The organism is Kutzneria sp. CA-103260 (assembly GCF_018263855.1).
In the GTDB taxonomy this organism is placed as follows: Bacteria; Actinomycetota; Actinomycetes; order Mycobacteriales; family Pseudonocardiaceae; genus Kutzneria.
The window spans coordinates 5,585,748-5,608,942 of record NZ_CP073318.1; the positions used below are offsets into that span (position 1 = coordinate 5,585,748).

The 23,195-nt window shown below is 67.8% G+C and carries 17 protein-coding genes; 7 read left to right on the forward strand and 10 right to left on the reverse strand.

The genetic code is table 11. The features are described 5' to 3' along the window. Nucleotides 1-56 precede the first annotated feature (56 nt). From JJ691_RS24300 to mdlC, 3 genes are all read right to left on the reverse strand, one after another. A complete protein-coding gene (locus tag JJ691_RS24300; protein WP_211771009.1) occupies nucleotides 57-680 on the reverse strand; it encodes a TetR/AcrR family transcriptional regulator in 624 nt (207 codons plus the stop codon). 80 nt (nucleotides 681-760) lie between these two features. Next, nucleotides 761-3,517, reverse strand: coding sequence for a helix-turn-helix transcriptional regulator (locus JJ691_RS24305; RefSeq protein ID WP_211771010.1), 2,757 nt, complete (start codon nucleotides 3,515-3,517; stop codon nucleotides 761-763). Nucleotides 3,518-3,726: 209 nt separating this feature from the next. Continuing rightward, nucleotides 3,727-5,340, reverse strand: a complete 1,614-nt coding sequence (gene mdlC / locus JJ691_RS24310) for a benzoylformate decarboxylase (protein WP_211771011.1) — start codon at nucleotides 5,338-5,340, stop codon at nucleotides 3,727-3,729. Between the two features lie 207 nt (nucleotides 5,341-5,547). On the opposite strand from mdlC, the gene JJ691_RS24315 reads away from it, so the two are divergent. The 4 genes from JJ691_RS24315 to JJ691_RS24330 all read left to right on the forward strand — a co-directional run bounded on the left by JJ691_RS24315 (nucleotide 5,548) and on the right by JJ691_RS24330 (nucleotide 9,473). Then, complete coding sequence (locus JJ691_RS24315; protein ID WP_211771012.1) at nucleotides 5,548-7,296, forward strand: MFS transporter; 1,749 nt, start codon at nucleotides 5,548-5,550, stop codon at nucleotides 7,294-7,296. Continuing rightward, a complete protein-coding gene (locus JJ691_RS24320; RefSeq protein WP_211771013.1) occupies nucleotides 7,287-7,862 on the forward strand; it encodes an isochorismatase family protein in 576 nt (191 codons plus the stop codon). Before JJ691_RS24315 ends, JJ691_RS24320 begins: the two co-directional genes overlap by 10 nt. 159 nt (nucleotides 7,863-8,021) lie before the next feature. Next, nucleotides 8,022-8,912: a hypothetical protein gene (locus tag JJ691_RS24325; RefSeq protein WP_211771014.1), complete on the forward strand. Its 891-nt coding sequence runs from the start codon at nucleotides 8,022-8,024 to the stop codon at nucleotides 8,910-8,912. Nucleotides 8,913-9,182: 270 nt separating this feature from the next. Further along, complete coding sequence (locus tag JJ691_RS24330) at nucleotides 9,183-9,473, forward strand: DUF6924 domain-containing protein (protein ID WP_442912782.1); 291 nt, start codon at nucleotides 9,183-9,185, stop codon at nucleotides 9,471-9,473. 136 nt (nucleotides 9,474-9,609) lie between these two features. On the opposite strand, the gene JJ691_RS24335 is transcribed toward JJ691_RS24330, so the two are convergent. Next, a complete protein-coding gene (locus JJ691_RS24335) occupies nucleotides 9,610-10,419 on the reverse strand; it encodes an ATP-binding protein (RefSeq protein WP_211771016.1) in 810 nt (269 codons plus the stop codon). Between the two features lie 663 nt (nucleotides 10,420-11,082). Here JJ691_RS24335 and JJ691_RS24340 point away from each other — a divergent pair. After that, complete coding sequence (locus tag JJ691_RS24340) at nucleotides 11,083-12,381, forward strand: MFS transporter (protein ID WP_211771017.1); 1,299 nt, start codon at nucleotides 11,083-11,085, stop codon at nucleotides 12,379-12,381. Nucleotides 12,382-12,645: 264 nt separating this feature from the next. On the opposite strand, the gene JJ691_RS24345 is transcribed toward JJ691_RS24340, so the two are convergent. Continuing rightward, nucleotides 12,646-13,671: an aldo/keto reductase gene (locus tag JJ691_RS24345; protein WP_211771018.1), complete on the reverse strand. Its 1,026-nt coding sequence runs from the start codon at nucleotides 13,669-13,671 to the stop codon at nucleotides 12,646-12,648. Nucleotides 13,672-13,820: 149 nt separating this feature from the next. Then, nucleotides 13,821-15,176, reverse strand: a complete 1,356-nt coding sequence (locus tag JJ691_RS24350) for a hypothetical protein (RefSeq protein WP_211771019.1) — start codon at nucleotides 15,174-15,176, stop codon at nucleotides 13,821-13,823. Between the two features lie 324 nt (nucleotides 15,177-15,500). On the opposite strand from JJ691_RS24350, the gene JJ691_RS24355 reads away from it, so the two are divergent. Beyond that, nucleotides 15,501-16,412: a GNAT family N-acetyltransferase gene (locus JJ691_RS24355; protein ID WP_211771020.1), complete on the forward strand. Its 912-nt coding sequence runs from the start codon at nucleotides 15,501-15,503 to the stop codon at nucleotides 16,410-16,412. A gap of 54 nt (nucleotides 16,413-16,466) precedes the next feature. Here JJ691_RS24355 and JJ691_RS24360 read toward each other — a convergent pair whose 3' ends face one another. The 3 genes from JJ691_RS24360 to JJ691_RS24370 all read right to left on the reverse strand — a co-directional run bounded on the left by JJ691_RS24360 (nucleotide 16,467) and on the right by JJ691_RS24370 (nucleotide 20,197). After that, nucleotides 16,467-17,936 (reverse strand): class II fumarate hydratase, encoded by a 1,470-nt coding sequence (locus tag JJ691_RS24360; RefSeq protein WP_211771021.1) that lies wholly within the window; start codon nucleotides 17,934-17,936, stop codon nucleotides 16,467-16,469. Continuing rightward, nucleotides 17,933-19,624: an NAD-dependent malic enzyme gene (locus JJ691_RS24365; protein WP_249228148.1), complete on the reverse strand. Its 1,692-nt coding sequence runs from the start codon at nucleotides 19,622-19,624 to the stop codon at nucleotides 17,933-17,935. The genes JJ691_RS24360 and JJ691_RS24365 overlap by 4 nt, the downstream gene beginning before the upstream one ends. 72 nt (nucleotides 19,625-19,696) lie before the next feature. Then, nucleotides 19,697-20,197, reverse strand: a complete 501-nt coding sequence (locus JJ691_RS24370; protein WP_249228149.1) for an epoxide hydrolase N-terminal domain-containing protein — start codon at nucleotides 20,195-20,197, stop codon at nucleotides 19,697-19,699. 601 nt (nucleotides 20,198-20,798) lie between these two features. On the opposite strand from JJ691_RS24370, the gene JJ691_RS24375 reads away from it, so the two are divergent. Next, complete coding sequence (locus tag JJ691_RS24375) at nucleotides 20,799-22,745, forward strand: S53 family peptidase (protein WP_211771022.1); 1,947 nt, start codon at nucleotides 20,799-20,801, stop codon at nucleotides 22,743-22,745. Between the two features lie 60 nt (nucleotides 22,746-22,805). Here JJ691_RS24375 and JJ691_RS24380 read toward each other — a convergent pair whose 3' ends face one another. Further along, nucleotides 22,806-23,105 carry a hypothetical protein gene (locus JJ691_RS24380; protein WP_211771023.1) on the reverse strand — a complete coding sequence of 100 codons (300 nt, stop codon included), beginning with the start codon at nucleotides 23,103-23,105 and terminating at the stop codon, nucleotides 22,806-22,808. Nucleotides 23,106-23,195: the final 90 nt, after the last annotated feature.

The following is a 23,195-nucleotide window of genomic DNA, read 5'->3' on the forward strand; positions in this document are numbered from 1 at the left end:
ACGTGTCAAGAAGGTGTGCGAGGCCAGATCGAATCCCGTTGGGCGCCGGGCCGGATTCAGGCCGCGCTGGCCGCGATTCCGGCGAGCAGCATGGCCAGGCCACGGGTGAAGTCGGCTTTCGCCGTGGACTTCCGGCTCACGGCCGAGAGCGCCTCCACCGCCGGGTGCGCCTCCCCCGCGAGGACGCCGATCCCGGCTGCGGTGGCATGGGCCTCTGCGTCGCGGTCCGGCGCCGCCAACTCGCTCTGCGCACTGCCCATGACAAACGCGAGCACGGCGCGAAACGCGGCCAACAGGTCGGCGTCGGAAAGCCCCGAGCGCGCCAGTGCCGTGATCAGCGTCTCGGCGAGGTCGTAGCTCGTCGACGACACGGTGCGCCGCACGAGCACGAGCGGCACAGCCGCCGGGTGCGCACGCATGGCCTGCCAGATCGCCGTGACGATCGCCGTGACGTCCTGCCGCCAGTCGGCGGAGCGCTTCGGACGGCGCACAGAGGCGATCACGGCGTCCGCGACGAGACCCTCCAGGTGCTCGCGGTCCTGGACGTAGTTGTACAGCGTCATGGGCCCGGTCCCCAGTGCCGACGCGAGCGACCGCATGGTGAGGCCGCCGAGCCCGTCGCGGTCGACGATCTCGAGCGCGGCCTGCTGGATCTCGTCGATCGTGTATCGGGCTCGCATGACGTACACGGTACTTATGTCGTCGCCGGTCTCGGCCAGTGCGTCCAGACACTTGGCTGGAAGGCCGCGACGGGCCGGGGTCAGCCGGATGCAGTCGGCAGTCCGAACTGGTGGACGTGGTGCGCAAGTTGCGTGCGGGACTGCACGGTGAGCTTTCGGAAGACCTTGCGCAGGTGGTAGTCGACGGTACTGGTGCTGATGAACAGCCTGGCCGCGATGTCCGCGTTGGTCGCGCCTTCGGCCGCGAGCCGGGCAACCTGCGTCTCCTGGGCGGTCAATTCGATCCGAGCGTCAGCTGCTCGACCGCGCGCTCGCTCGCCGGTGGCCTCCAACTCGATGCGTGCCCGCTCTGCGAACGCCACCATGCCGAACTCGGCAAACATGCGATGCGCACGACGCAGTTGCTCCCGGGCATCCAGCCTTCGCCGCGCTCGGCGCAGCCATTCGCCGTAGAGCAGGTGCGCGCGGGCAAGGTCGGTGCGCATGCGCGTGTGTTCCAGGTGGGTGATGGCCGCGCAGTACAGGCGCTCGGCCTCCGCGCCGGCCGCCAGCAAAGCTCGGGTGCGGGCCGCGATGCCAGCGGCCCAGGCGGTGCCACACACGTCGGTGGTGGCGACCAGCTCGCCCAGCGCGGTCCGGGCCGGCCGACTTCTGCCGGTCCTCGTGGCCGCCTCGACGAGTTCCGCCAGCGCCCAGTTGCGGAATCGTTGGGTGTGGTGGTCAGCGCCTGCTTCCCGGGCCGCGGCGAATGCTTCCTCGTAGCGGCCGAGTCCGTTGTACAGCACGGCACTCATCCACTGCACCGCGGTCAGCCCCATACCCACTCGCTGGCGCCGCGCGGCTCGACTGGCGGCGTCCATCAGCTCCAGGGCTTCGACCTCCTCGCCACGCAAGCCCGCCAGCACCACCTCCGCGTACGGTGCCACCCTGCTTCCGGTGATCGCTGCGATCTCACGGGCCTGCTGGGCCAGAGACTCACTGAGAGCGAAATCGCCGGCGAACGCGTGCGAACCGGCGCGGGTGTTCAACGCGCCATGCAGCGCACTGAGCACACCGGTGTCGGTGGCCGACTCCAGCAGCCGGCGGGACAGCACGTCCCAGCACGCGTCGTCCCACAGCAGACCGGCCGTGTGGCTGACCAGCCACAGCCAGTGCAGACCCTCGTGGCTGGGCAGGTCTTCGTGCTGAAACGCGGCCAAGGCCCGTTCCAGCTGACGGACACCCGCCGGGTAGCCCCGTTCGGCCAGCAATGCCAAACCGTCCAGCAACAGATCTGTCGCCCGGCCGGAATCCACGGTCACGCCGCGGGCGGCTCTGGCCACCTCGACGACGCCGACATCGGTGTTGAGCCGGCCCACCAACAACGTGGAGGCCAAGGCCTGCAGGTAGGTCTCTTGTGAGCGGCCGTTGTCCAATGACTCGAACTGCCGAGCGGCGCTGAGCAGCAACGCCGCCGCCTCGCCACCCCGGTTGAGCGAAAACATGGTTCGCCCGCGGAGCAGGTCGATCTCGGCCAACTGGAGCTTGTCCGGCACCGCGGCCTCCGCAACGGCCAGCAGTTCCAGCGCCCGGTCATAGTCACCGGACTGGTGCTTGGCCGTGGCCGCGGCCAGCGCCAGCTCAGTGCGTCTGCTCGGCAGTGCCGTCAGTGCGACTGCCCGCTCCAGGAACGCGGCCGCGGCGGCGACACCACCCCGTGCCCTGGCCCGATCGGCCGACGACTCAAGCTCTTGGGCGATCTCTTCGTTGGGCCCCACGGCGGCGTGCGCCCGATGCCACACGCGACGATCCGGATCGGTTTCCGGGTCGGTCACCGCCGCCAGTGCGCGGTGCGCCTCCCGCCGCTGCGCGGCCGATGCCGATCGATAGACCGCAGAACGGACCAACGGGTGACGAAAAGCCACCCGGGTGTCGATGGCCAGCAAGCCGTCGGTCTCCGCGATGGCCGACACGTCGATGCCGAGCTGTTCAGCGGCCCGCCACGTCACCACCGGATCACCGAGCGGTTCCGCCGCCGCGAGCAACAGCAGACGCCGCGTCGCCGGCGGGAGCGCGGCGGCCCGGCGGGCGAAACTCTTCTCGAGATGCCCGGACAACGCGGTCGATTCCGGCAAGCCGAAGCCGCCGGCCAACTGCGCGGGGGTCAGCGTTCTCGGCAACTCCAGCAGGGCCAGCGGGTTCCCGTCGGCCTCGGCCACTATCCGATCACGGACGTGCTCGTCCAGGGGCGTGTGCAGGGCCGAGTCGAGGAGCAGTCGGGCGTTCTCCGGCCGCAGGCCCGACACGGTCGTCGTGGGTAGTCCGCGCAGTTCGGCGCTCACCGTCCGAGTCGCGAAGACCAGTCCGAGAGGTTCGGCGACGACCCGGTGTGCGACGAACGCGAGTGCCTGGGCGGATGCGGTGTCCAGCCACTGCGCGTCGTCGATCACGATCAACGCGGCTCGCTCCCGCGCCAGCTCACCGAGGAGGCTGAGCACGGCAAGTCCGACAAGCAGTCGGTCCGGCGCAGCGCCGGCCTGCAGTCCGAACGCCACGCCGAGCGCGGCACGCTGGGGTATCGGCAGCCGGTCCAACCGCGCCAGCGTCGGCGCACACACCTGATGCAGTGCGGCGTACGGCAGCTCCATCTCCGATTCGATGCCCGCAACCCTGGTTACGTCGCATCTGATCGCCGAGGCAGCCACGTAGTCCAGCAACACCGACTTGCCGATACCCGGCTCGCCGCAGAGGACGAGTCCACCGCCCCGGCCAGCCTCGACCGCGCCCAGCCAGCCGTCCAGCGCCAGGCACTCCTCGCCCCTGCCCATAAGCACTGTTGTCGGTCTCCTGCTGAACATCAGACCAACCTAGCCGCGCACACCGCCCCGCAAACGGGTCAACTCCCCGACTGGGCGTTCGCGTGCTGCGATCTCGCGACGGCCGGTCTTGGCTCGGCGACAGTCCAGATCTGCATGCCTGGCGGGCGCTTCCAGGCAAGCGTCCAGTTGGCCGGTGCCAAATCGTCCTTTTGGGACATCGAGTCCGAAACCGTGGTGGACGGCGCTTGTCAGCCGAGACCCGCGTCCTGCGGCTGGGTCTCGATGACGATCACTGTGGGGCCGTCGGCATCCAGGGCGAGGGTGAACTGCTCCCTGATCTCGTCCGTGGTGTCGGCGTGCACGGCGCGCAGGCCGAAACCCTTGGCCACCGAGGCGATGTCGAGTCCCGGCAGGTCGAGGCCCGGGACGCCGGGAGCGTCCTCCAGTCGAGCGAATGACTTGAGGATCGAGTACTCCCCGTTGCGGAAGACGACGAACACGATCGGCAGGTCGTGCTGCGCGGCAGTCCAGACAGCCTGCACCGAATACTGAAACGACCCGTCACCGATGGTGGCGATGACCGGCCGCCGCACACCTCGCTCGCGGTCGCCCAACGCGACGCCCACGGCCGCGGGCACACCCCAGCCGATGCCACCACTGGCACTTGCGAAGAACGACCCGGATCTCACCGTGGGCAACCACTCGGCCTGCTGGACCATGGTCGAGGTGGACTCGTTGACGAGCACGGCGTCGGAGGGCCGGACGTCACTCAGGGCTGCGTAGGCCTCGTTCGGCGTGAGCGGACTGTTCGATGTGGCCGGCACCTGACGGGGCCAGGCCAGCGGGGCGGGCGCGACATCGGCCGGCCGGGCTGCGACCTTCTCAATCAGCAGTTCGATCGCCAGTTTGGCGTCCCCGAGGGCGCTGTCGCCCGCCGCCGCGTACGCGGCGGCGTCCGGGTCGCAGGTGACGTGCAGCAGTTCCGTTCCCTCCGGCAGGTACCTTCCCGGGATGAACGGGTAATAACGGAACACCTGGGCCCCGATCACCACGACCAGGTCGTGGCCGGCGAGCCGCTTGCTCACACCGTCGATCGTCAACGGCAACGCACCCTGGAACAGCGGATGGTCCTCCGGGAAGGACACTCGGTCGGACAAGGGCGCGTTGTAGACGGGCGCCTTCAGCTTCTCGGCCAGCGCCACCGCGGCAAGCCAGCCACCGGCCCGGTCCACCTCGGGCCCGAACACCAGCGCGGGACGGCTGCTGTTGTCGATGCGCTCCGCGAAGCTCGACAGGCGTGCGGCATCGGGAGCGACGCGTTTGCTGACCTCACGGATCACCGCGGGTCCGAGTGCCGGCTCGGCCCAGTCGTCCATGGGTATGGAAAGGAACACGGGCCCGGCTGGCGGTTGCAGGGCAACGGCATAGGCGCGCATGAAAGCCGCGGGAACGTCCTGCGCGCGCACTGGCTGGTACGCCCACTTCACCCACGGCCGGGGCAGCAGGGTCTCGTCGCGGTTCGTCAGATACGGCTCGGTGATCATCATGTGGCGATGCTGCTGACCGGCGGTGATGATGAGCGGAGATCGGGCGTCGTACGCCGCGACCAGGCTGCCCATGGCGTTGCCCAGTCCCGCGGCCGTGTGCACGTTGACCAGTGCCGGCCGGCCGATCACCTGGGAGAAGGCGTCGGCCATCGCGACGACGGATGCTTCCTGAAGTGCCAGCACATAAGTGAAGTCCTTGGGGAAGTCCCGCAGGAAGGTCTGCTCGGTCGAGCCGGGATTGCCGAACACAGTGGTCAGTCCGAGCCCGCGCAGCAGTTCGTAGGTCGCGTGGTGGACGGACATCTGGTCGCTCATGCGCACAGTCCACTCCAGTCGATTTCGCTGAGTCATGCTCACGCAAGGAAGCCCATGCCGTCTCGACACGCTAGGGCCGCGCACACTCCGCTCGCACCACGCGGACGCGTAGTCGCCCGACGAGGTCCAGCAACCCCACTTGACCTATGCAACATAGCTATCTAACATAGCTACTTGTAAGGTTGACCGGCCGGAGGGGTGATCCTGATGTCCGCACGGCTGGACAGCGACGGTGGCGTCCCCACCCCGCCAGCCGAGACCCGGTCCACCGTCCGCGATCGGTACCAGTGGGTGGCTCTGGCCAACACCACCGCGGCCGTGTTCATGTCCGCCCTGGACTCCTCGATCGTGCTGATCGCACTACCGGCGATCTTCCAAGGCATCCACCTGAGCCCGCTGACCGCGGGCAGCATCGGCTATCTACTGTGGATGATCATGGGTTACCGACTGGTCCAGTCGGTCTTCGTGCTCACCCTGGGCCGGCTGGGAGACATGTTCGGCCGCGTCCGCATCTACAACGCGGGCTTCGCGGTGTTCACACTGGCCTCCATCCTGTTGTCGTTCGACCCGTTCACCGGCGGCCACGGGGCACTGTGGCTGATCGGCTGGCGCCTGGTTCAGGCCCTGGGCGGTTCGATGCTCAGCGCCAACTCCACCGCGATCCTCACCGACGCGTTCCCCGCCGACCGGCGCGGCTTCGCACTGGGCATCAACCAGGTCGCCGCCATGGCTGGCAGTTTTGTCGGCCTGGCCGCCGGCGGCCTGCTGGTGCTCTGGGACTGGCGAGCGGTGTTCTGGGTGAACGTCCCAGTCGGCATTTTCGGCACCTGGTGGGCCTACCGCCGACTCCGTGACACCGGCGAACGACACCCCGGCCGGATCGACTGGTGGGGCAACCTGACCTTCGCTCTCGGCCTGAGCGCGGTGCTGCTCGCGATCACCTCGGGCATCCAGCCCTACGGCGGCCACACCATGGGATGGACCAGCCCGACCGTGCTCACCGAACTGATCGGCGGCCTGGTCCTGCTCGTCATCTTCGTGTTCATCGAACGCCGAGCCGCCGATCCGATGTTCCAACTCCACCTGTTCCATAACCGCGTCTTCACCGCGGGCAACGCGGCCGGCTTCCTGACGCGGTTGGCACAGGGCGGACTGCAGTTCATGCTCATCATCTGGCTGCAGGGCATCTGGCTGCCGCTGCACGGCTACGACTACGCCGACACACCGCTGTGGGCGGGCATCTTCCTGTTGCCCATGACCATCGGCTTCCTCATTTCCGGGCCGGTGTCGGGCTGGCTGTCCGACCGGCTGGGCGCCCGCGCCTTCGCCACCGGCGGCATGGCCCTGTTCGCGGCGAGTTTCGTCGGACTGATGCTGCTACCGGTCGACTTCCCCTACTGGCTCTTCGCATTGCTGATCGCGGCCAACGGCATCGGTGTGGGCATGTTCTCGTCGCCGAACTCCTCATCCGTCATGAGCAGTGTGCCCGCCCGCGCCCGCGGTGTGGCTTCCGGTATGCGCTCGACCTTCCAGAACTCCGGCACCGCGGTGTCCATCAGTGTGTATTTCTCACTGATGGTCGTCGGGCTCGCCAGCGCCCTGCCCCACACGCTGACCGCCGGCCTGCGCCAGCAGGGCGTCCCGATCGCGACCGCCGAACAGATCGGCGCGCTGCCACCGGTGTCCACCCTGTTCGCCGCGATCCTGGGCCTGAACCCGATCCAGTACCTGCTCGCGCCCAGCGGCGTGCTGTCCACGCTGCCCGCAGCCAGCCGACAGACGCTCACCGGCCACACGTTCTTCCCCGATCTGATCACCAAGCCGTTCCATCAGGGCCTGATCGTGGTGTTCGCCACGTCCACGGCGCTCGCGGTGCTCGCCGCGATCGCCTCGTTCCACAGCGGCGCCCGCGACGCCGTTCAGGACAACCAATCAAGGAGCACAACATGGCACTGACCACAATGGACGCCGTACCAGCGCTGATCGTGATCGACCTGCAGCAGGGAATCCTCGCCGCCCCGACCGCGCATCCGGCCAAGAACATCGTCCACAATGCGGCGGAGTTGGCCGCGGCGTTCCGCGGTCACGGCCTACCGGTCGTCCTGGTCACCGTCACCGGTGGCGCGCGTGGCCGCACCGATGCCAACCCCAACCACGCCCGGCCGGCGAACTTCAGCCTGCCGCCGAACTGGGCCGATCCGGCTCCCGGCCTCGATCCGCAGCCGACCGACCACCGGGTGGCCAAGCAGCGGTGGGGTGCCTTCCATGACACCGACCTGCACACCTACCTGAGCGAATGTCAGGTTACCCAGGTCGTCCTGGCCGGCATCGCGACCAGTGGCGGTGTGGAGTCCACCGCCCGCGCCGCCCACGAACACGGCTATCACGTCGTGCTGGCCACCGATGCGATGACCGACAGCGACGCCGAAGCACACAACAACAGCGTGGATCGCGTTTTCCCTCGCCTGGGCGAGACCACCACAACCGGCGAGATCATCGCGATGCTGGACAAGACCCGCTGACCGCTCCGAACCTGACTGTCCGCGCGGACGTGGTCGCCGCCGAAGTGCCAGTTCGCGCCGACGACGACCGAGAACAGCGATCGGGTTCCCCTACCGGCAACACCGGCCAGGCGGGCCGGTGGCCAAGAGTCCACACCTGCCGACGAGAAAGGTCCATCGATGGATATAGTCGTCATCGGGGAAGCTCCCGTGAATGAACGCCCCAAAGATGAACGCCCCGCAGCCCGCCCAGCCTCCGACACTCAGCACAAGTCGCTGCTGGGCGATATCGGTCCGGACGACCTGCGTTTCCGGTTCGTCCGCACTCAGGAGAGTGCCGACGGCGGGCGGGCTGCGCGATACCCACGGCATCACCATGGTTTCCAGCAGATTCGCTGGACCGAGTTCGGCGCGGTCAACTTCGCCCCCGGACATGACATCGCCGCCGGCGATCTCGCATATTTCCCGAAGGGCGCCTACTACGGGCCACAAGTCAAGGAGAACGGCGCTCAGTTACTCCTTCAGTACGGCTTCGGCGACGACTACCCGGTCGGCGGGAAGGACTGGGCTCGCAAGTATCGAGAAGCCACCGAGCGACTCCGACTCAAGGGCGAGTTCAAGGACGGCCAGTACATCGACATCGACCCGGAAACCGGCGAACGTCGAGTGCGTGACGGCGTCGAGGCACTCCATGACGAGCACGCGGGCAGGAAACTCGTCATCCCGCCGGAGGGTTACCACGCGCCGGTCATGATGCACACCAGCAACTTCGCGTACTACCCGGTCGAGCCAGGCGTCGAGCTCAAGAATCTCGGCAGCTTCTTCGACTACGCCGGCCCGAATGCCGACACCCGCATCTCGGTGGTGCGCCTCTCAGGTGACGGCGCGTTCGCCTTGACCGGCGAGCGGGCTCAGGTCGCATGGTCTGTCGGCACAGGCCTGCGGATCGCGTCACGCACGTATCCAGAGCTGACATGCCTCTACAGCCCTCGCGAGGAAACTGTCGCACTGGGATGCGGCGGCGACGAACCCGTAGAAGTCTTCGTCGTGAACCTTCCTCGGCTCGACTGACAGACCGCGGAGGAGGTGCTCCCCCTCCACACGTTCGGGGAGCAAGTGGGGAGCAGACAGGCGCGCCCAACCACCCAGAACTGCATTCAACGACTCGGAACGAAACCGCGCTGACCTGCGGAAGTTGCGTTTCCGCAGGTCAGCGCACTGTGGCGTCCTTGGTTCACACCTATGGGCTCTTCCAACCGACCTCAACGGCGTCGAACCACAGGTCAACGGCCGTGAACGGCACCGTCGCGCACTGCTGTCTCGGGTGCGCTCTTCGTACTTCTGGGAGCAGACGAGCCGGCTTGGGAAGGCTTGAGCCCCGAAGCGCTGCAAGCGGAACGGTCAACCGGTCCGTTCGTGTCCTTCCTCGCCGACGAGACGACCCTCACCAGTGCCGAGCATCCCGTCCTCGCCGTCTGGGTCTTCTCAGCCGACGACGGCCGCGATCACAGGCCGTTCCGGGTTGTGCCCACGGCGCTCTGGAGCGTGGAGAACAACATCAACCTGGCGAACATGGACTGGCCGGAGTTCACGAGTTCGGTGGGTGCAGACGGCGTCTTCCGTGGGTTCTGACGCCCGGGACTACCCCACAAGGCAGAGGGCTACTCGATCACGTGGCGTGGTCGAGCAGCCCTGGTGCCGGCCTGGTGGTGTGCTCCGCGGAGGTTCGTGAGGGCCGTGGGAAGGCGAGTCCCTGTGCGTCGGGTTGTCAGGTGATGGAGAAGTGGGCTGCGGCGTGGGCGGGCGTGACCCCTTGACGGCGTCCGGGCACGTCGTGGACGGCGTTTGCGCCCTCGGAACGCAGTTGGTCAGTTCCGGCGTGCCGGGCCATGACCGCGGCGTAGGCGCGGACGTCCGCGGCGGTGAGGTCAGTGCGGCCTCGCCCCGCGTGCTGCTGGAGAAGAACGGCGAGGTCCGGGGTGAAACGCAGCATGGTGACCGGGGCGTTGAAGCGCTTGGCGATGGCGATGAGGCGGCCGCGCGCCTGTGGGGTGACGTTCGTGGACTCGGCGACTGCGGTTTGTCCGGCGGCGAGCCGGGCAACGATCCTGCGGTCGCGTTCCTCGAAGATCCGAGCGTCCGCCGCATCGGGGTCCGCGTCGGTGGGTGAGGTGCCGAAGAGTTCCGCGCGGATCTCGTCGCTGGAGACCACGGCGTCCTCGTCGATCTGCCCGCGCGCGATCAGTGCCCGCACGAAGCTGGTCTTGCCGGAAGCCGGTGGGCCGACGAGGACCACGAGTCCCACCGGCACGCGGGTCGGCCCGGAGCCGCCCGGCGCGTGCGGCTTGAGGTAGAGCTCGCCCGCGCAGTCCAGGGCCTCTTCCGCCGAGCCGGCCAGCAGGCCGCTGGGCAGGATGTTGTCCCGGTAGCTGTCGTTGCTGGCCTGGTAGAGGGCGAAGCCCCAGGTGTGCAGCACACCGGTGAAGCGCAGGCGACACAGCGGCAGGCTCTCCCCGCCGGGCAGTTCGGCTGCCATGTAAGCGAATCCGGCGCGGAAGCAGAGCGTGATGGCGTCCACCTGCGGCCACCGCTCGCGTGCATGCCGGTTCAGGCGTTGGCGCAGTTGGTGTTGCATCGATTCCGGGGGATTCGTCGGCACGCGTGCCATCGTGCCGGGTGCGGTATGGGCCTGCCATGATCGTTTTACGTGAAGGTGAGCCGTGGGCGGGGACGGCGGTCACGGTGGTGCTGGAGGTGCACGCCCGCCCGTAACCAGGCGTCCCTGGGGGGTGACCGGGAAGACACTGCGCCAGCAGCGACGCGGCAACAGCGACGACAACGCGGCCAACCAGAACCGGTCTACGGGTTCATAGCGAATCCGTCCCTTGCCCTGTCGACGCAGCACCACGTTCTCATGCCGCAGCTGGGGCCAAAGGCCACCGTAGGCACGAGGCGCGGTTACCCGCCGTTGTGTCCGTGATTCGGTGGACACGTAGGTCCTTCGGTCGCTAGAGTCGAAGCTGCTGCGGAATACCGTCCGCCTGGGGAATTGAGGAGCACTGATGTCTACAACGATGACCGGAGCTTCCATTCGCCCCTTGGTGACCGCAGTCGCAGGCTTGTAACGCCGCGCGTGTAGCAGCAAAGTCAGCACACATCCCGGTCGCCGGGGCGAGATGACACGTGTCACCGGCCCTAGGCGCTGTTTGGCGTCTCCGTTCGCCTTTCCGGGAGTTCTGCTGTGTCCGCTCGTCATTCTTCACTGCTCCGTGCACGTGCCCTGGTCGAACGCCTGATCGCCGCCCCGTTCGGCGGGAAATCCCAACGGTCGAGGTCAGCTCCGCCCGCTCCGAATTCCGCTGATCAGACTGTCACCCGGAACGTCCGCCTGCTGAGCTGGTTCAACTTCTTCGGCGACTTCCGCATGTACGGGCCGATTATGGTCATCTACTTCGCGCAAGTCACGGGCTCGTACACCGCTGCCGCCAGCCTCCTGGCGGTGAAGATGCTGTCTTCGGCAGCGTTCGAAGTCCCTACCGGGGTGCTCTCCGACCGCCTCGACCGACGCGGCACGATGATCGCCGGTGCCGTCGTCATGGTGGCCGCCCATCTCGGGTACGCCGGCGCTTCGGGCTACGGCCTCCTCCTGGCAGCTGTTGTGCTGGAGGGATTGGCGACCTCACTGTGGAGCGGCAACAACGAGTCTCTGCTCTACGACACGTTGCTCGAAGCCGGCCGGGAGGAGGAGTTCCCCCGGCACTCGGGCCGGGTGAACTCGATGTTCCAGATCGCGCTCGCACTGGCGGCAGCCATAGGTGGCGTGGTCGCCGGCGCGTGGTCGCCGCGTGTGGTGGTCGTGCTGTCGGTCGTGCCGCAGGTGCTGTGCGTGCTCGTCGCCTTGCGGGTCCGGGAACCGCGGGTGCACGGCCCGCTGGAATCGAACGTGCTGGTGCATCTCGGATCGGCCCTGCGCGGCATCCGCCGTAATCCGGTGCTCCGCCGAATGACTCTGGTGTCGGCGCTTCGTTACAGCAGCGAAAGCGCGGCCCAGTTGTCGCCTGTTTTCGTGGCAGGGCTGTGGCCGCTCTGGGCGCTGGGCCTGTGGCGCACCTTCGGCCATGGCATGTCATTCGTCGGCTTCCGCGTCAGTGGCTGGGTGATCGGCCGGGTGGGCGCGGCCCGCACTCTGCTGTTCGGTGAGCTGTTCGACAACGTGGCGAACTTCGTGGCGCTGGTCAAGCCGACGGTATTTTCGCCCGTGCTGCTTGGGTCACCGGCCTACGGCATGTCGACAATCGCCCAGCAGACGTTGCTGCAGCGCGAGTTCACCGACCGGGAACGCGCGACGATGGGTTCGCTTGCGTCGCTGCTCGGCAGCGTGCTCTACGCGCTCGTCGCCCTGGGAGCCGGCCTGGTGGCAGACCGTTGGGGCATCGTTCCGGCGTTGCTCGCGATCCAGGCGGTGGCGCTGATCGCACTTCCGCTCGCCTGGTGGGTGCACGCGCACGCTTCTTCGCTCCCGCGGGCGCTGGGACGGTGACGGGATGAGCGCCTTCTCGGCCCCGGCCAGACCTGCGGTCGACGTCGCAGTGCACCCTGCGCGTGCCGAACGGCCCTGAACCGCACTCAACGACTCTGAACGTACCTGCGTTGGCCTGCGGAAATCATATTTCCGCAGGTCAACGACAGTGAACGGCACTGAGCGATCGCTGCTCGCGTTCATCGAAGGATCTTCGTCACCCGGCCGGCGTCGACGGTGCGCACCCGAACGGGTTCAGCCGGTGTGGAAGCGCTCACCGCGTGGCTACAGCTCGCGGCCGCTGGCGCGCTGCTGGCGGCCCTGCGGTCCGTACGGGTAGTCGCCGATGATCGGCTCGCTGGCGTCGTCCAGCACCGTCGTCTCCTCCACGGACAGATGGAACTCCGCGGCGGCCAGGTTGTCGTCGAGCTGCTCGACCGTGCGGGCACCGAGGATCACCGACGTGACCGCTGGCCGGTCAGCCGTCCACGCCAGCGCCACCTGCGCCATCGACACCCCGCGCGACTCAGCGATCTCACGGACCGCGTCGATGACCTGCCAGGTCCGCTGCTGGGCGTTGCGTGGCGCGTACGCCTCCATGCCGCGCTCGGGGTTCTCGCCGAGACGGCTGGCGCCGGTCGGGACCTCGTCGCGACGGTACTTGCCGGTCAGCCAGCCGCCGGCCAGCGGCGACCACGGCAGGATGCCGATGTTCTCGTTCTGGCAGACGCCGGTCAGCTCGAACTCGATCTCGCGGACCAGCAGGTTGTACTGCGGCTGCAGGGTGACGATCGGCGTCAGGCCGAGGAAACCGGTCAGCATCGCGGCCTTCTGCAGCTGCCAGCCGAGGAAGTTGCTCACGCCCGCGTACCGGATCTTGCCGGCCTTCACGGCGTCGTCGAAGAACCGCAGCGTCTCCTCGATCGGCGTCAACGCGTCCCAGGCGTGCGCCTGGTAGAGGTCGACGGTCTCGACCTGGAGCCGTCGGAGGCTGGCGTCCAGCGCGCGGGTCAGACTCGTTCGGCTCAGGCCCACGTCGTTGGGCCCGGCACCCATTGGGAAGCGGCCCTTGGTCGCGATCACCACCTGGTCCCGCACTCCGGGCCGCGTGGCCAGCCACCGGCCGATGATCTCCTCGGAGACGCCGCGGGAGTACACGTTGGCGGTGTCGATGAAGTTGCCGCCCTGCTCCAGGAACCGGTCCAGCTGCGCGTGCGACGCCTCCTCGCTGCTCTCGCTGCCGAAGGTCATCGTGCCCAGGCACAGCGACGACACGATCGTCCCGGTCCCGCCGAGCGTGCGGTATTCCATGCCGTTTCCTCTCCACACCGGCCGTTCCGGCCACGACACCCACCCTCCTCCCGCCGTCTCGCCGCGTCCAACAACAGGTTCAGATCCCAGTGATCACGTCACCTTCTTAATCCGACCGAGCCGGCCATCGACCCGACGACCAGTACTCGTCAGAGGTGTGGCGGCCTGAAGCGCAGCACATCGACGCCACCGGAGTACTGCGCGGCGTACACCAGGCCGTCGTGGAAGGCCGGGGTGGCGGCCTCGCTGCCGGCGGGCACGAAATACCCGACCTGCACCGGGTGGCGTGGATCGCTGACGTCGATGAAGCGGGTGCCCTGCCCATAGAAGGCCTGCACCAGTATGTTGCCGTCGCCGACCCCGGTCAGTGGTTGGAAGAAGTGCGCCGAGCAGTCGTTCTCCGCGCCCGCCACCTCGCCGGGCTGCCCGGCGGGGCTCCAGCTACCCACCACCCGCAGCCGAAACGGCGTGCTCGGTGTGGAGCGCCAGCCCGCGCCGTCGTAGCTGCCGGCCAGCGAGGCGATCAGCAGCTGGCCGGAGTCGGCACACGTGTTACCGAAGTCCTCGTCGGTGACGAACAGCAGTTCTCCCGGGTCGAAGCCGCCGATCGCACGCAGCGGATGCCAGGAGTTGTGGTCGAAGGTGTAGTTGGCGTCGTTCGGGCTGATGATCTTGCCGCCCGCGTACGGGATCGGGTCCCACGGAGTCGCCAACCGGACCCGCCCGCTGACCGGGTCGATGTGAACGCCGGAGGTCCAGTAGCCACGTACTCCACCGGCGCCGGAGGTCCAGGCGATGCCCATGGCGTCGACGTCGGTGTCGTGCACGTAGTCGGTGACACCGTCGTTGCGGTGCAGGTCGACCGGCGTCGGGAAGGTGTAGGGGTGCGCGGGGTCTGCCACGTCAGTGACCCACGCGGGTTGGCCCTGCCAGTCCGGGGGCTGTTTGCCCGTTCCGGTGTGCGAGGGGCCACCGCTCCACAGGTAGCGGCAGTGGGAGATGCACTGCGAGGTGTGTCCGCCGGGCTCCTCGTGGAAGGTGATCAGGCGGAGGTGGCGTGGGTCGCGTGCGTCCACAATGTACAGCCCGGAAGTGCCGGTTTGCTTGTCGCCGCCGAACGCGCGCGGGTCGCGGGTGAGGAACACCAGATGGCGCACCGGGTCGACTTGAAGGTGCTCGCCTTCCCAGAATCCCCTGCTGACGTCATCGCCGGGCAGGGCCAACGCCGAGGCCGGAAGCTCGTCGAGCAGGGCCGGGTGGACGGGGTCGGCCAGCGACCAGGCGCGCAACCCGAACGGCCCGTCACCGAACATCACGTCTCCCGCGCGACCGTCCGGATAGTCGATGAATGCCAGGCCAGTCACCGATGTCGGTGTGTCTACATGGTCCAGCCAGGTCACGTTCTGCTCGTCCACCGGACCGGGCGTGGCCGCCGTGGCGAGCCCGGGCACAGCGGCGAAGACCAGCGCGCAGATGACCGAGACGAGCAGGGTGCGGTGTCTCATCGAAGCGCCCCCAGTATCGAGAGTGGCAAGGTCCTGCCCCTTGACCTAACGATTGTCGTCGATCACTGTCAACCGTCGAACGGATGTCAATCGAGCCCTTCCCGCGGTATGTGCCTGGTAGTGGCGTTGCCTCGCCCAACGATGGGGAGCAGACATGTGTGCCGAACGGTCCCGAACTACGCTCAACGACTCTGAACGGACCCGCGCCGACCTGCGACGAAGGGGTTCAGCGGGAAGGGCATGATCGCCAGCCATGGCGCCGCCAGCCGCTTTCGGTGGAGGATTCACGGGTGTCGCTGTCGAGCCGAGGAGAGGATAATCGTCGTGGCGCCGCAAGCCGACATCAGGCCGTGCAACCCGGATCAGGCGGAGGAGGCCGCGCTGGCGGAGTACCACGAACTGGTCACGGCAAGCGCGAAGATCGACTGCCCAGACTGGCCGGACGTGAACTACGAACGGGTGATCGGCCGATTGCGCAGGCCCAGTTCGGATGCTGAAACCATCCGGCACTGGTTCGCGTATCAGGCCGGCAAGGTCGTCGGGCACATGACGGTGAGCCTGCCGATGTTGGAGACCAAGGACGTCGCCATGGTCGAGATCACCGTGCGTCCGGATGCGCGTCGACAGGGCATCGGCAGCGACTTCCTGCGTACTCTTTTCCCGGTGTTGCGAGCCGAGGCAAGGACTACGGTAGAGGGCTGGTGGATCACCAGAGACGGTGTCGGCGAGCGGTGGGCCCTCGCGCGTGGCTTTCGGCTGTCGCATGCGACCGTGAGCCAGCAGCTGGCGCTTCGAGACGTCGATCCGGCCTCGTGGGCAATCGAGCCGCCGGCCGGCTATCGCATCGTGCGGTGGATCGGCCACGCGCCCGCTGACCTCATCACTTCCTACGCCGACGCACGCGCCGCGATTCATGACGCGCCCCTCGGCCAATCCGCTTACGAGTCACCGCAGTGGACCCCGGACCGGATCCGAAGCGTCGAGCAGTACCAACGCGAACGCGGCGTGGAGCAGCGTGTGGTCGTCGCCGTTCACGAAGCATCCGGCACGGTGGCTGGCATCACCGAGGTGGACCCATCTCGCGAGCTGAACCGCCACGCCGCCGTCGAGGGAAGCCCGTTCGGCACCCGCCGCACTGCCGCCGATGATCTCTTCGGCATCCTTGGCGGCCAGGATCCCTCGGCGCACTCAGCCGACCAGACAGGAGTGACCAGATGGCTGTCCCATCCCCGTTAGGAACCCTCTGATCGATGACCGCGTGGGTCCAGGGAACGTGAACCGACAAGGCGTTCACGACTTCCCCGACGGGATGTCGGCGGCGCCGCCGCGGGTCAGCGCGAGCGGATCGACAACCCGTTCGTACAGTTCGTCGGTGACGCCATTGGCCAGCGCCGCCTCTTTCAAGGTGAGGTCGTGGTCGATGGCGTAGTGGGCGATGACGGACGCCTTGTCGTAGCCGATGACCGGCGACAGCGCGGTCACCATCATCACCGAGCGCTCGATGTTCCCGGTCAGCGTGGCCTGGTTCAGTTGAGCACCCTCGACCAGGAACTCGCGGAAGTGGTCGCACATATCGGCAAGGATCAGCGCGGAGTGCAGGTAGTTGCTGATCAGGACCGGCCGAAACGCGTTGAGTTCGAAATTGCCCTCGGCGCCACCCACCGTCACCGCGACGTCGGAGGCGATGACCTGGACGGCGACCATCAGCATCGCCTCGGCCTGGGTGGGGTTGACCTTGCCCGGCATGATCGAGGATCCCGGCTCGTTGGCCGGCAGGATCAGCTCACCCAGCCCGGTCCGCGGCCCCGAACCGAGCCAGCGCAGGTCGTTGGCGATCTTGAACAGGGTGACGGCCGCGGCCTTGAGTCCGGCGTGCGCGCGCACGATCGCATCCAGGGTGCCCTGGGCGGTGAACTTGTTCCGTGCGGTCCGGAACGGTGCGCCGGTCATGGCGGTGATCTCCGCCGCCACCTCCTCGCCGAACCCCGGCGGTGCGTTCAGCCCGGTTCCCACCGCCGTGCCGCCCATGGCCAGGTTCAGCAGGCCGCTGGTGGCGTGCTCGGCATCGGCGATCGCGTCGTCGAGTGCTCCGGCATACCCGGACCATTCCTGGCCCACGGTCAGCGGGACCGCGTCCTCGAGATGGGTGCGGCCGATCTTCACCACGTTCGCCCACTGCCGTGCCTTGCGGTCGAGGGCATCGCGCAGCCGGGCCAGGGCCGGGATCGTCCGCCGCGTCGCCATCGTGTGGGCGGCGATATGCATTGCCGTGGGGAACGTGTCGTTGCTGGACTGTCCCATGTTCACGTGATCGTTGGGATGCACCGGTTGCTTGCTGCCCGGAGTGCCGCCCACCAGCTGGATGCACCGGTTGGCGACGACCTCGTTGACGTTCATGTTCGACTGGGTGCCCGACCCGGTCTGGAACACATAGAGCGGGAAGTGCTCATCCAGCTTCCCGGCGATCACCTCGTCGCAGACCCGCTGGATCAGCTCGGCCTTCCAGGCGGACAGCCGTCCGGCCCGGGCGTTCACGATCGCGGCCGCCTTCTTCACGTACCCGTAGGCGTGGTACACCTCGGTCGGCATCCGGTCGCGGCCGATGGCGAAGTGCTCCAGGCTGCGCTGGGTCTGCGCGCCCCAGTACCGGTCCGCCGGCACCTCGACCTCGCCGAGACTGTCGGACTCCGTGCGAGTTCCGGTCGCGTCCAGGCCGATGGGCAGCTCGAGGATCGTCGGTTTCGGCTCGGCGCCGGTCATGACGCGCCTGCTCCGTCCGGGTAGACGGGTTGCCACATGGCGTCCTGGACGGCCTGGACCAGATCCTGGGACTTCGTTGTGGCAACGCCATCAGACATCGCGGCGTGGGCCACCGCGACGGCCGTGGTCGCCGAGGAAGCACGCAGGTTGTCCACTGGCGGCACCAGCGCGGCGCCGCGCTGGCTGACGTCGACCTGGCCGGCCACCGCCTCGGCCGCCGCCAGCAACATGCCCGCCGTCACGCGCGACGCGCCCGACACGATCGTGCCCAGTCCCAGCCCCGGGTACAGCAGCGCGTTGTTCGCCTGCCCGATCCGGTACGTGACGCCCTGATACTCCACCGGGGGCACCGGGATACCCGCCGCGACCAGCGCCCTGCCCTCCGACCAGGCGATGACGTCGGCGGGCATGGCCTCGATCCGCGAGGTCGGGTTGGAGATCGGGAACACGATCGGCCGCTGCACGCCGGCGCTCATCGTCTCGATGACCTCCCGCGTGAAGGCTCCGTGCGCGGTGGAGGTGCCGAGCAAGATGGTCGGCCTGACGTGCCGGACCGCGTCCAGCAGCGTGATCGGTCCGCCGTCGGCGGCCCAGCCTTTGACTTCGGCCGGGTCACGGGCGTACGGCTGCTGGAAGTCCCGCAGGTCTGGCATGTCGCTGGTGAGCAGGCCCTGCCTGTCCACCAGCCACACCTGCGAGCGGGCTTGCTCGGCGGCCGCGCCGTCACGAACCATGGCGTCGTGGATCTGGTCGGCGATGCCGACCCCGGCGGTGCCGGCCCCGAACACCAGCAGCTTCTGCTCACGCATCGGCACCCCGGTCACCTTCACCGCCGACAGCGTGGCGGCCAGGGTGATCGCCCCGGTGCCCTGCATGTCGTCGTTGAAGATCCGGAACTCGTCCGCATAGGTCTGCAGGATCCGCCGCGCGTTGCCCGGCCCGAAATCCTCGAAGTGCAGCAACGCGTTCGGAAACAGCGACGACACGGTCCGCAGGTACTTGGCGATGAACGCGTCGTACGCGGGGCCGCGGACCCGGGCATGCCGGTTGCCCAGGTACAGGTAGTCGTTGCGCAGCTCCTCGTTGTCGGTTCCGACGTCCAGCGACACCGGGATCACCCGACGCGGGTCGATACCGGCGGCGGCGGTGTAGACGGCCAACTTGCCGACGGCGATCTGGATGCCGCCCACTCCCCAGTCACCGATGCCGAGGATCTCCTCGGCATCGGTGCACACGATCAGGTCCACCTCATCCGGCCCCAACTCCACCGTGGCGAACGCCTCGGCGATGTCGTCGGGCCGGTCGATGGACAGGAACACGCCGCGGGGCCTGCGGTACTCGTGCGAGTAGCGCTCGATTGCCTCGCCCACCGTCGGGTCGTACACGACGGGCAGCAGCTCGGCGAGGTGATCGCCGAGCACCTTGTAGTACAGGACCTCGTTGCGGTCGTGCAGCTGTTCCAGGTAGACGTTCTTGGCCAGATCGCTGTTCTGCCGATGCAGCTGGCTGTAGGCGCGCAACGCCTGCTGTTCCAGCGTCAGCACGGCCGAGGGGAGCCGCCCCGTCAGGCCAAGGGCGGCCCGCTCCGTCTCGGTGAACGCCACGCCCCGGTTGCGCGTCGGATCGTTCAGCACCGCGGGCACCGCTGGCGTGCGCACACCGCGGTTGTTCGTCGTCTTGTCGTTCACGTCGATGAACCTCCAGGCTCGATCCACGATCGCGTGCTGGCACCGGGACGAGGCTCGCGTGGCGCTCCGCGCTCAGAGTGCGGAACGCAACGGCCGGAACCCGGCCCGCAGCTCGGCGGCGTAGATGAATGGCTGTTCCCAGGCCGCGAAGTGTCCGCCCTTTCCGGCCTCGTGGAAGTAGATGAGGTTGTGATACGCGCGTTCCGCCCAGGTCCGCGGCGCTTGGTAGAGCTCGAATCGGCGCCAGTCGTACCCTTCGCCCCAGTAGCGCGCGACGCTGCGCATCAGCATCAGCGGCACCCCCTGCGAGGTATCAGCAACGGTTTCTGAGTCAGGCCAACGGGTTGCCGCGATCCGGCGGCGCAGGTCGCCGAGCACAGTCGGCGAGATGTGCACCCGGAACGGTCGCACACCCGCGGCGGGCGCGGTGCCGGGCACCTCCGCCGCCCGCGCCGGGGCCGCGCCCAGCCCGAGTGCCAGCGCGCCAGCTCGAACCACACCCCGGCGAGACATCCTGGGGCGCGGCACGTCGGCGAACTCGTTCATGGATTCGTCGGATGACGCGGAGGTCATAAGCGTCTCCTCCACCCAAGTTACTGATCGGGTTGGTGCGGTAACTCAGCGTCCCGCGTCCCGCGGCATAGCGGACAGGGCCTTCCGACACCAGGCCGACAGCCCGAACGAACGACGCATCACACGTCCTGCTGGCCGATGCGCGGCGACCGAATGACGGCTACCCGCCACTGAGTCGCGTGACAGGTACGTCCCGATCACGCTTCCACCGAAGCGACCCGGCAACCGGCCCGAAGCACCGACACGGCCTGACCTCCACCCATGAAGGGACATGATCTTCGGTTGACAGAGGCCACGTGGATGGCCGCTTGCGTTGGGCACCTGACGCGTCCAACCCTGAGGCTAGATCCTTACAGCCGGCGCAGGTTGAGGACGACTCAATGGGAGCAGTGGCTGGAGACATAGAGGTGTCCATTCGCGGGACCCAGGCAGGTAACCGAACCTAAACCAGGCGTCTTGATCGAGAGTTCCTCAGTATTCGATCAGTCGTCGTTTCACTTGCGCATGTCTGGCCAGACCTGCGGAGTCCAGGCTGCATTCGTCAGTTCGGCTGGTTCGCGATCCACCTGACACAAGGCACTCAACCGACAGGAGAACCCGAATGCGAGTCAATTCACGGGTCAACAAAGCAGCTGCGGCGGCGACATGCTGCCTTGCCGGGCTGTTCGGCGGGGGCGTCGGCGTCGCGCAGGCCTCGCCGCCCGACGTGGTCATGCCCGGTTCGGTCCCGGACGCGGTGACCGCGGCCGGTCCCGCGGTGGGTGACGTGCCGGCAACGCAGAGCCTGACCGTTCAGCTGTGGCTCAAGGGAAACGAGACCGCAGCGGCCTCCTACGCGGACGCGGTCAGCAACCCGACGAGCGTGAGCTTCCACAAATATCTCAGCCCCAGCGCGTACACCGCGAAGTTCGGCGCGACCGCGGCGAGCGCCACCGCGGTGTCCTCATGGCTGAGCCAGCGGGGTTTCACCGACACCACGACAGACCCGCAGCGGGCATACATTCAGGCCACCGCGCCGATCTCGACCGTGCAGAACGCCTTCCACGTGCAGATGAAACAGTTCCGCGTCGCTGGCCAGCCGACCCCGGTCACCTCCAACGACCGCAATATCACCCTGCCCGCGACGATCGCCGGTGACGTGATCGGCGTCAGCGGCCTGGACAACATCCAGCCCAAGACCGAGATGGCCACAGTCAAGCCCACTGCGCCGCAGGCCACGGGCGCAGCCGACAACTGCTCCAACTACTACGGCCAGAACACCCAGACCGGCCTGCCCGCCTTCAACGGCAACACCAGCTTCCCCACCCGCATCTGCGGATACAACGGCAGCCAGCTGCGCGCCGCCTACGGCATGAACAGTGACAACACCGGCAAGGGCGTCACCGTCGCCTACATCGAGATTGGCACGCCGTACAAGATGATGGAGACCCTGACCAAGTGGGCCGCGGCCGGCGGTCTGCCCTCCCCCAAGCCGCAGAACTATTCCGAGCTGTCGCTGGGCGCCGGCAACGCCTGCGGCAACGGTTTCGACATCGAGGAGCAGTTGGACATCGAGTCCAGCTACGCCATGGCGCCCGACCAGCACCAGTTGCTCGTCGGCGGGGACGGCTGCAACATCAAGAATGGTGGTGTGCAGGCCCTGTTCGACGCGGACAACGCCGTGCTGGACGGCGACGGCAACCACCCGCTCGCGTCGGCGACCTCGAACTCGTGGGGACTGGCCGAGGGGAGCCCTGCCCTGGTCAACATCATGCACTCGATCCTGCTGCGCGCGGCCGATGAGGGCGTCGGAATGTACTTCTCGTCCGGTGACGGCCCGGGGATACTGTTTCCGTCGTCCGACCCGTACGCGACCGCCGTCGGTGGCACCAGCCTCGGCCTGGACGCGAACAACAACCGGCTGTTCGAGACTGGCTGGTCGACCGACGTACTCGCCACCAACAGCGACGGCACCTACACCGACCGGGGCATCCTCGGCGCTGCCGGAGGTGGTGCCAGTCCACTGTGGAACGAGCCCGACTACCAGAAGAACGTCGTGCCCAGCTCGATGACCTTGCCAGGCGCGGGCAACCGCAACCCCACCCCGGCGCGGGTCGTGCCGGACGTCAGTGCGCTCGCCGACCCGGTCACCGGTATGGCCGTGGCCGTCACCGAGCCGGGGAAGAACGGTGGCGCGGACACCTACACCGTCGCCGCGGTGGGTGGCACCAGCCTGGCCGCCCCGCTGGTCGCCGGCATCGTGGCAGCCGCCGAGCAGGGTGAGTCTGCCAGCTACGGGTTCATCAACCCGTTGCTGTACTCGCTGGCCGGCAGCAGCGCGCTGAACGACCCGTTGCCCATCACCTCGTCCTCGCCCGCCGCGTACCAGGGCGTCTATGTCCCCGCGGCGGTGTTCGGCGGCACCATCCCCGTTCCACCCTCAGTGTGGACCTTCGACAACCAGAACCCGGCGTACACCAACCAGGTCACTGCCGAGGGGTACGACACCATGACTGGCCTTGGCACACCGAACGGCCAGAACTTCATCACCGCATTGCGCAAGCACTGACACCTCGTTGTTGTCGCGGTGCCGGTTCACCTGAACCGGCACCGCTTTGGTGGGCGGTGGTCAGCCGATGCTGGTGGGGACCTGGCCGGTGCGAGTCGAACAGGAACGGCCACTGACGGACGTGCGGCGGTGCTCGTCCGGCGGCTCCGTCGCCTGGCTAAAGTAGAGGATGGTCAGCCGGGCGAAGAACGTTCGGTGCCCACAGGATGTAGGGCGGAACATCGCCATGATCAGGGACACCATGATGGTGCCGCCGAAGACGTTGCCGAAAAGTCGCAGGGACAGCGAGATCGCCAGCGGCATGACGTGCGGCGCGACCGCGGCGGCGCTGGCCAGTGGTGTGTCGCCGTCAAACGCCATGCCGAACAGCTCGCAGCGGAACAGGGCTGCCCGACCTCGATCTGCGACGCGGCCAGATTTTGCTTCATTGCTAGCGAAGCCCTTCACTAC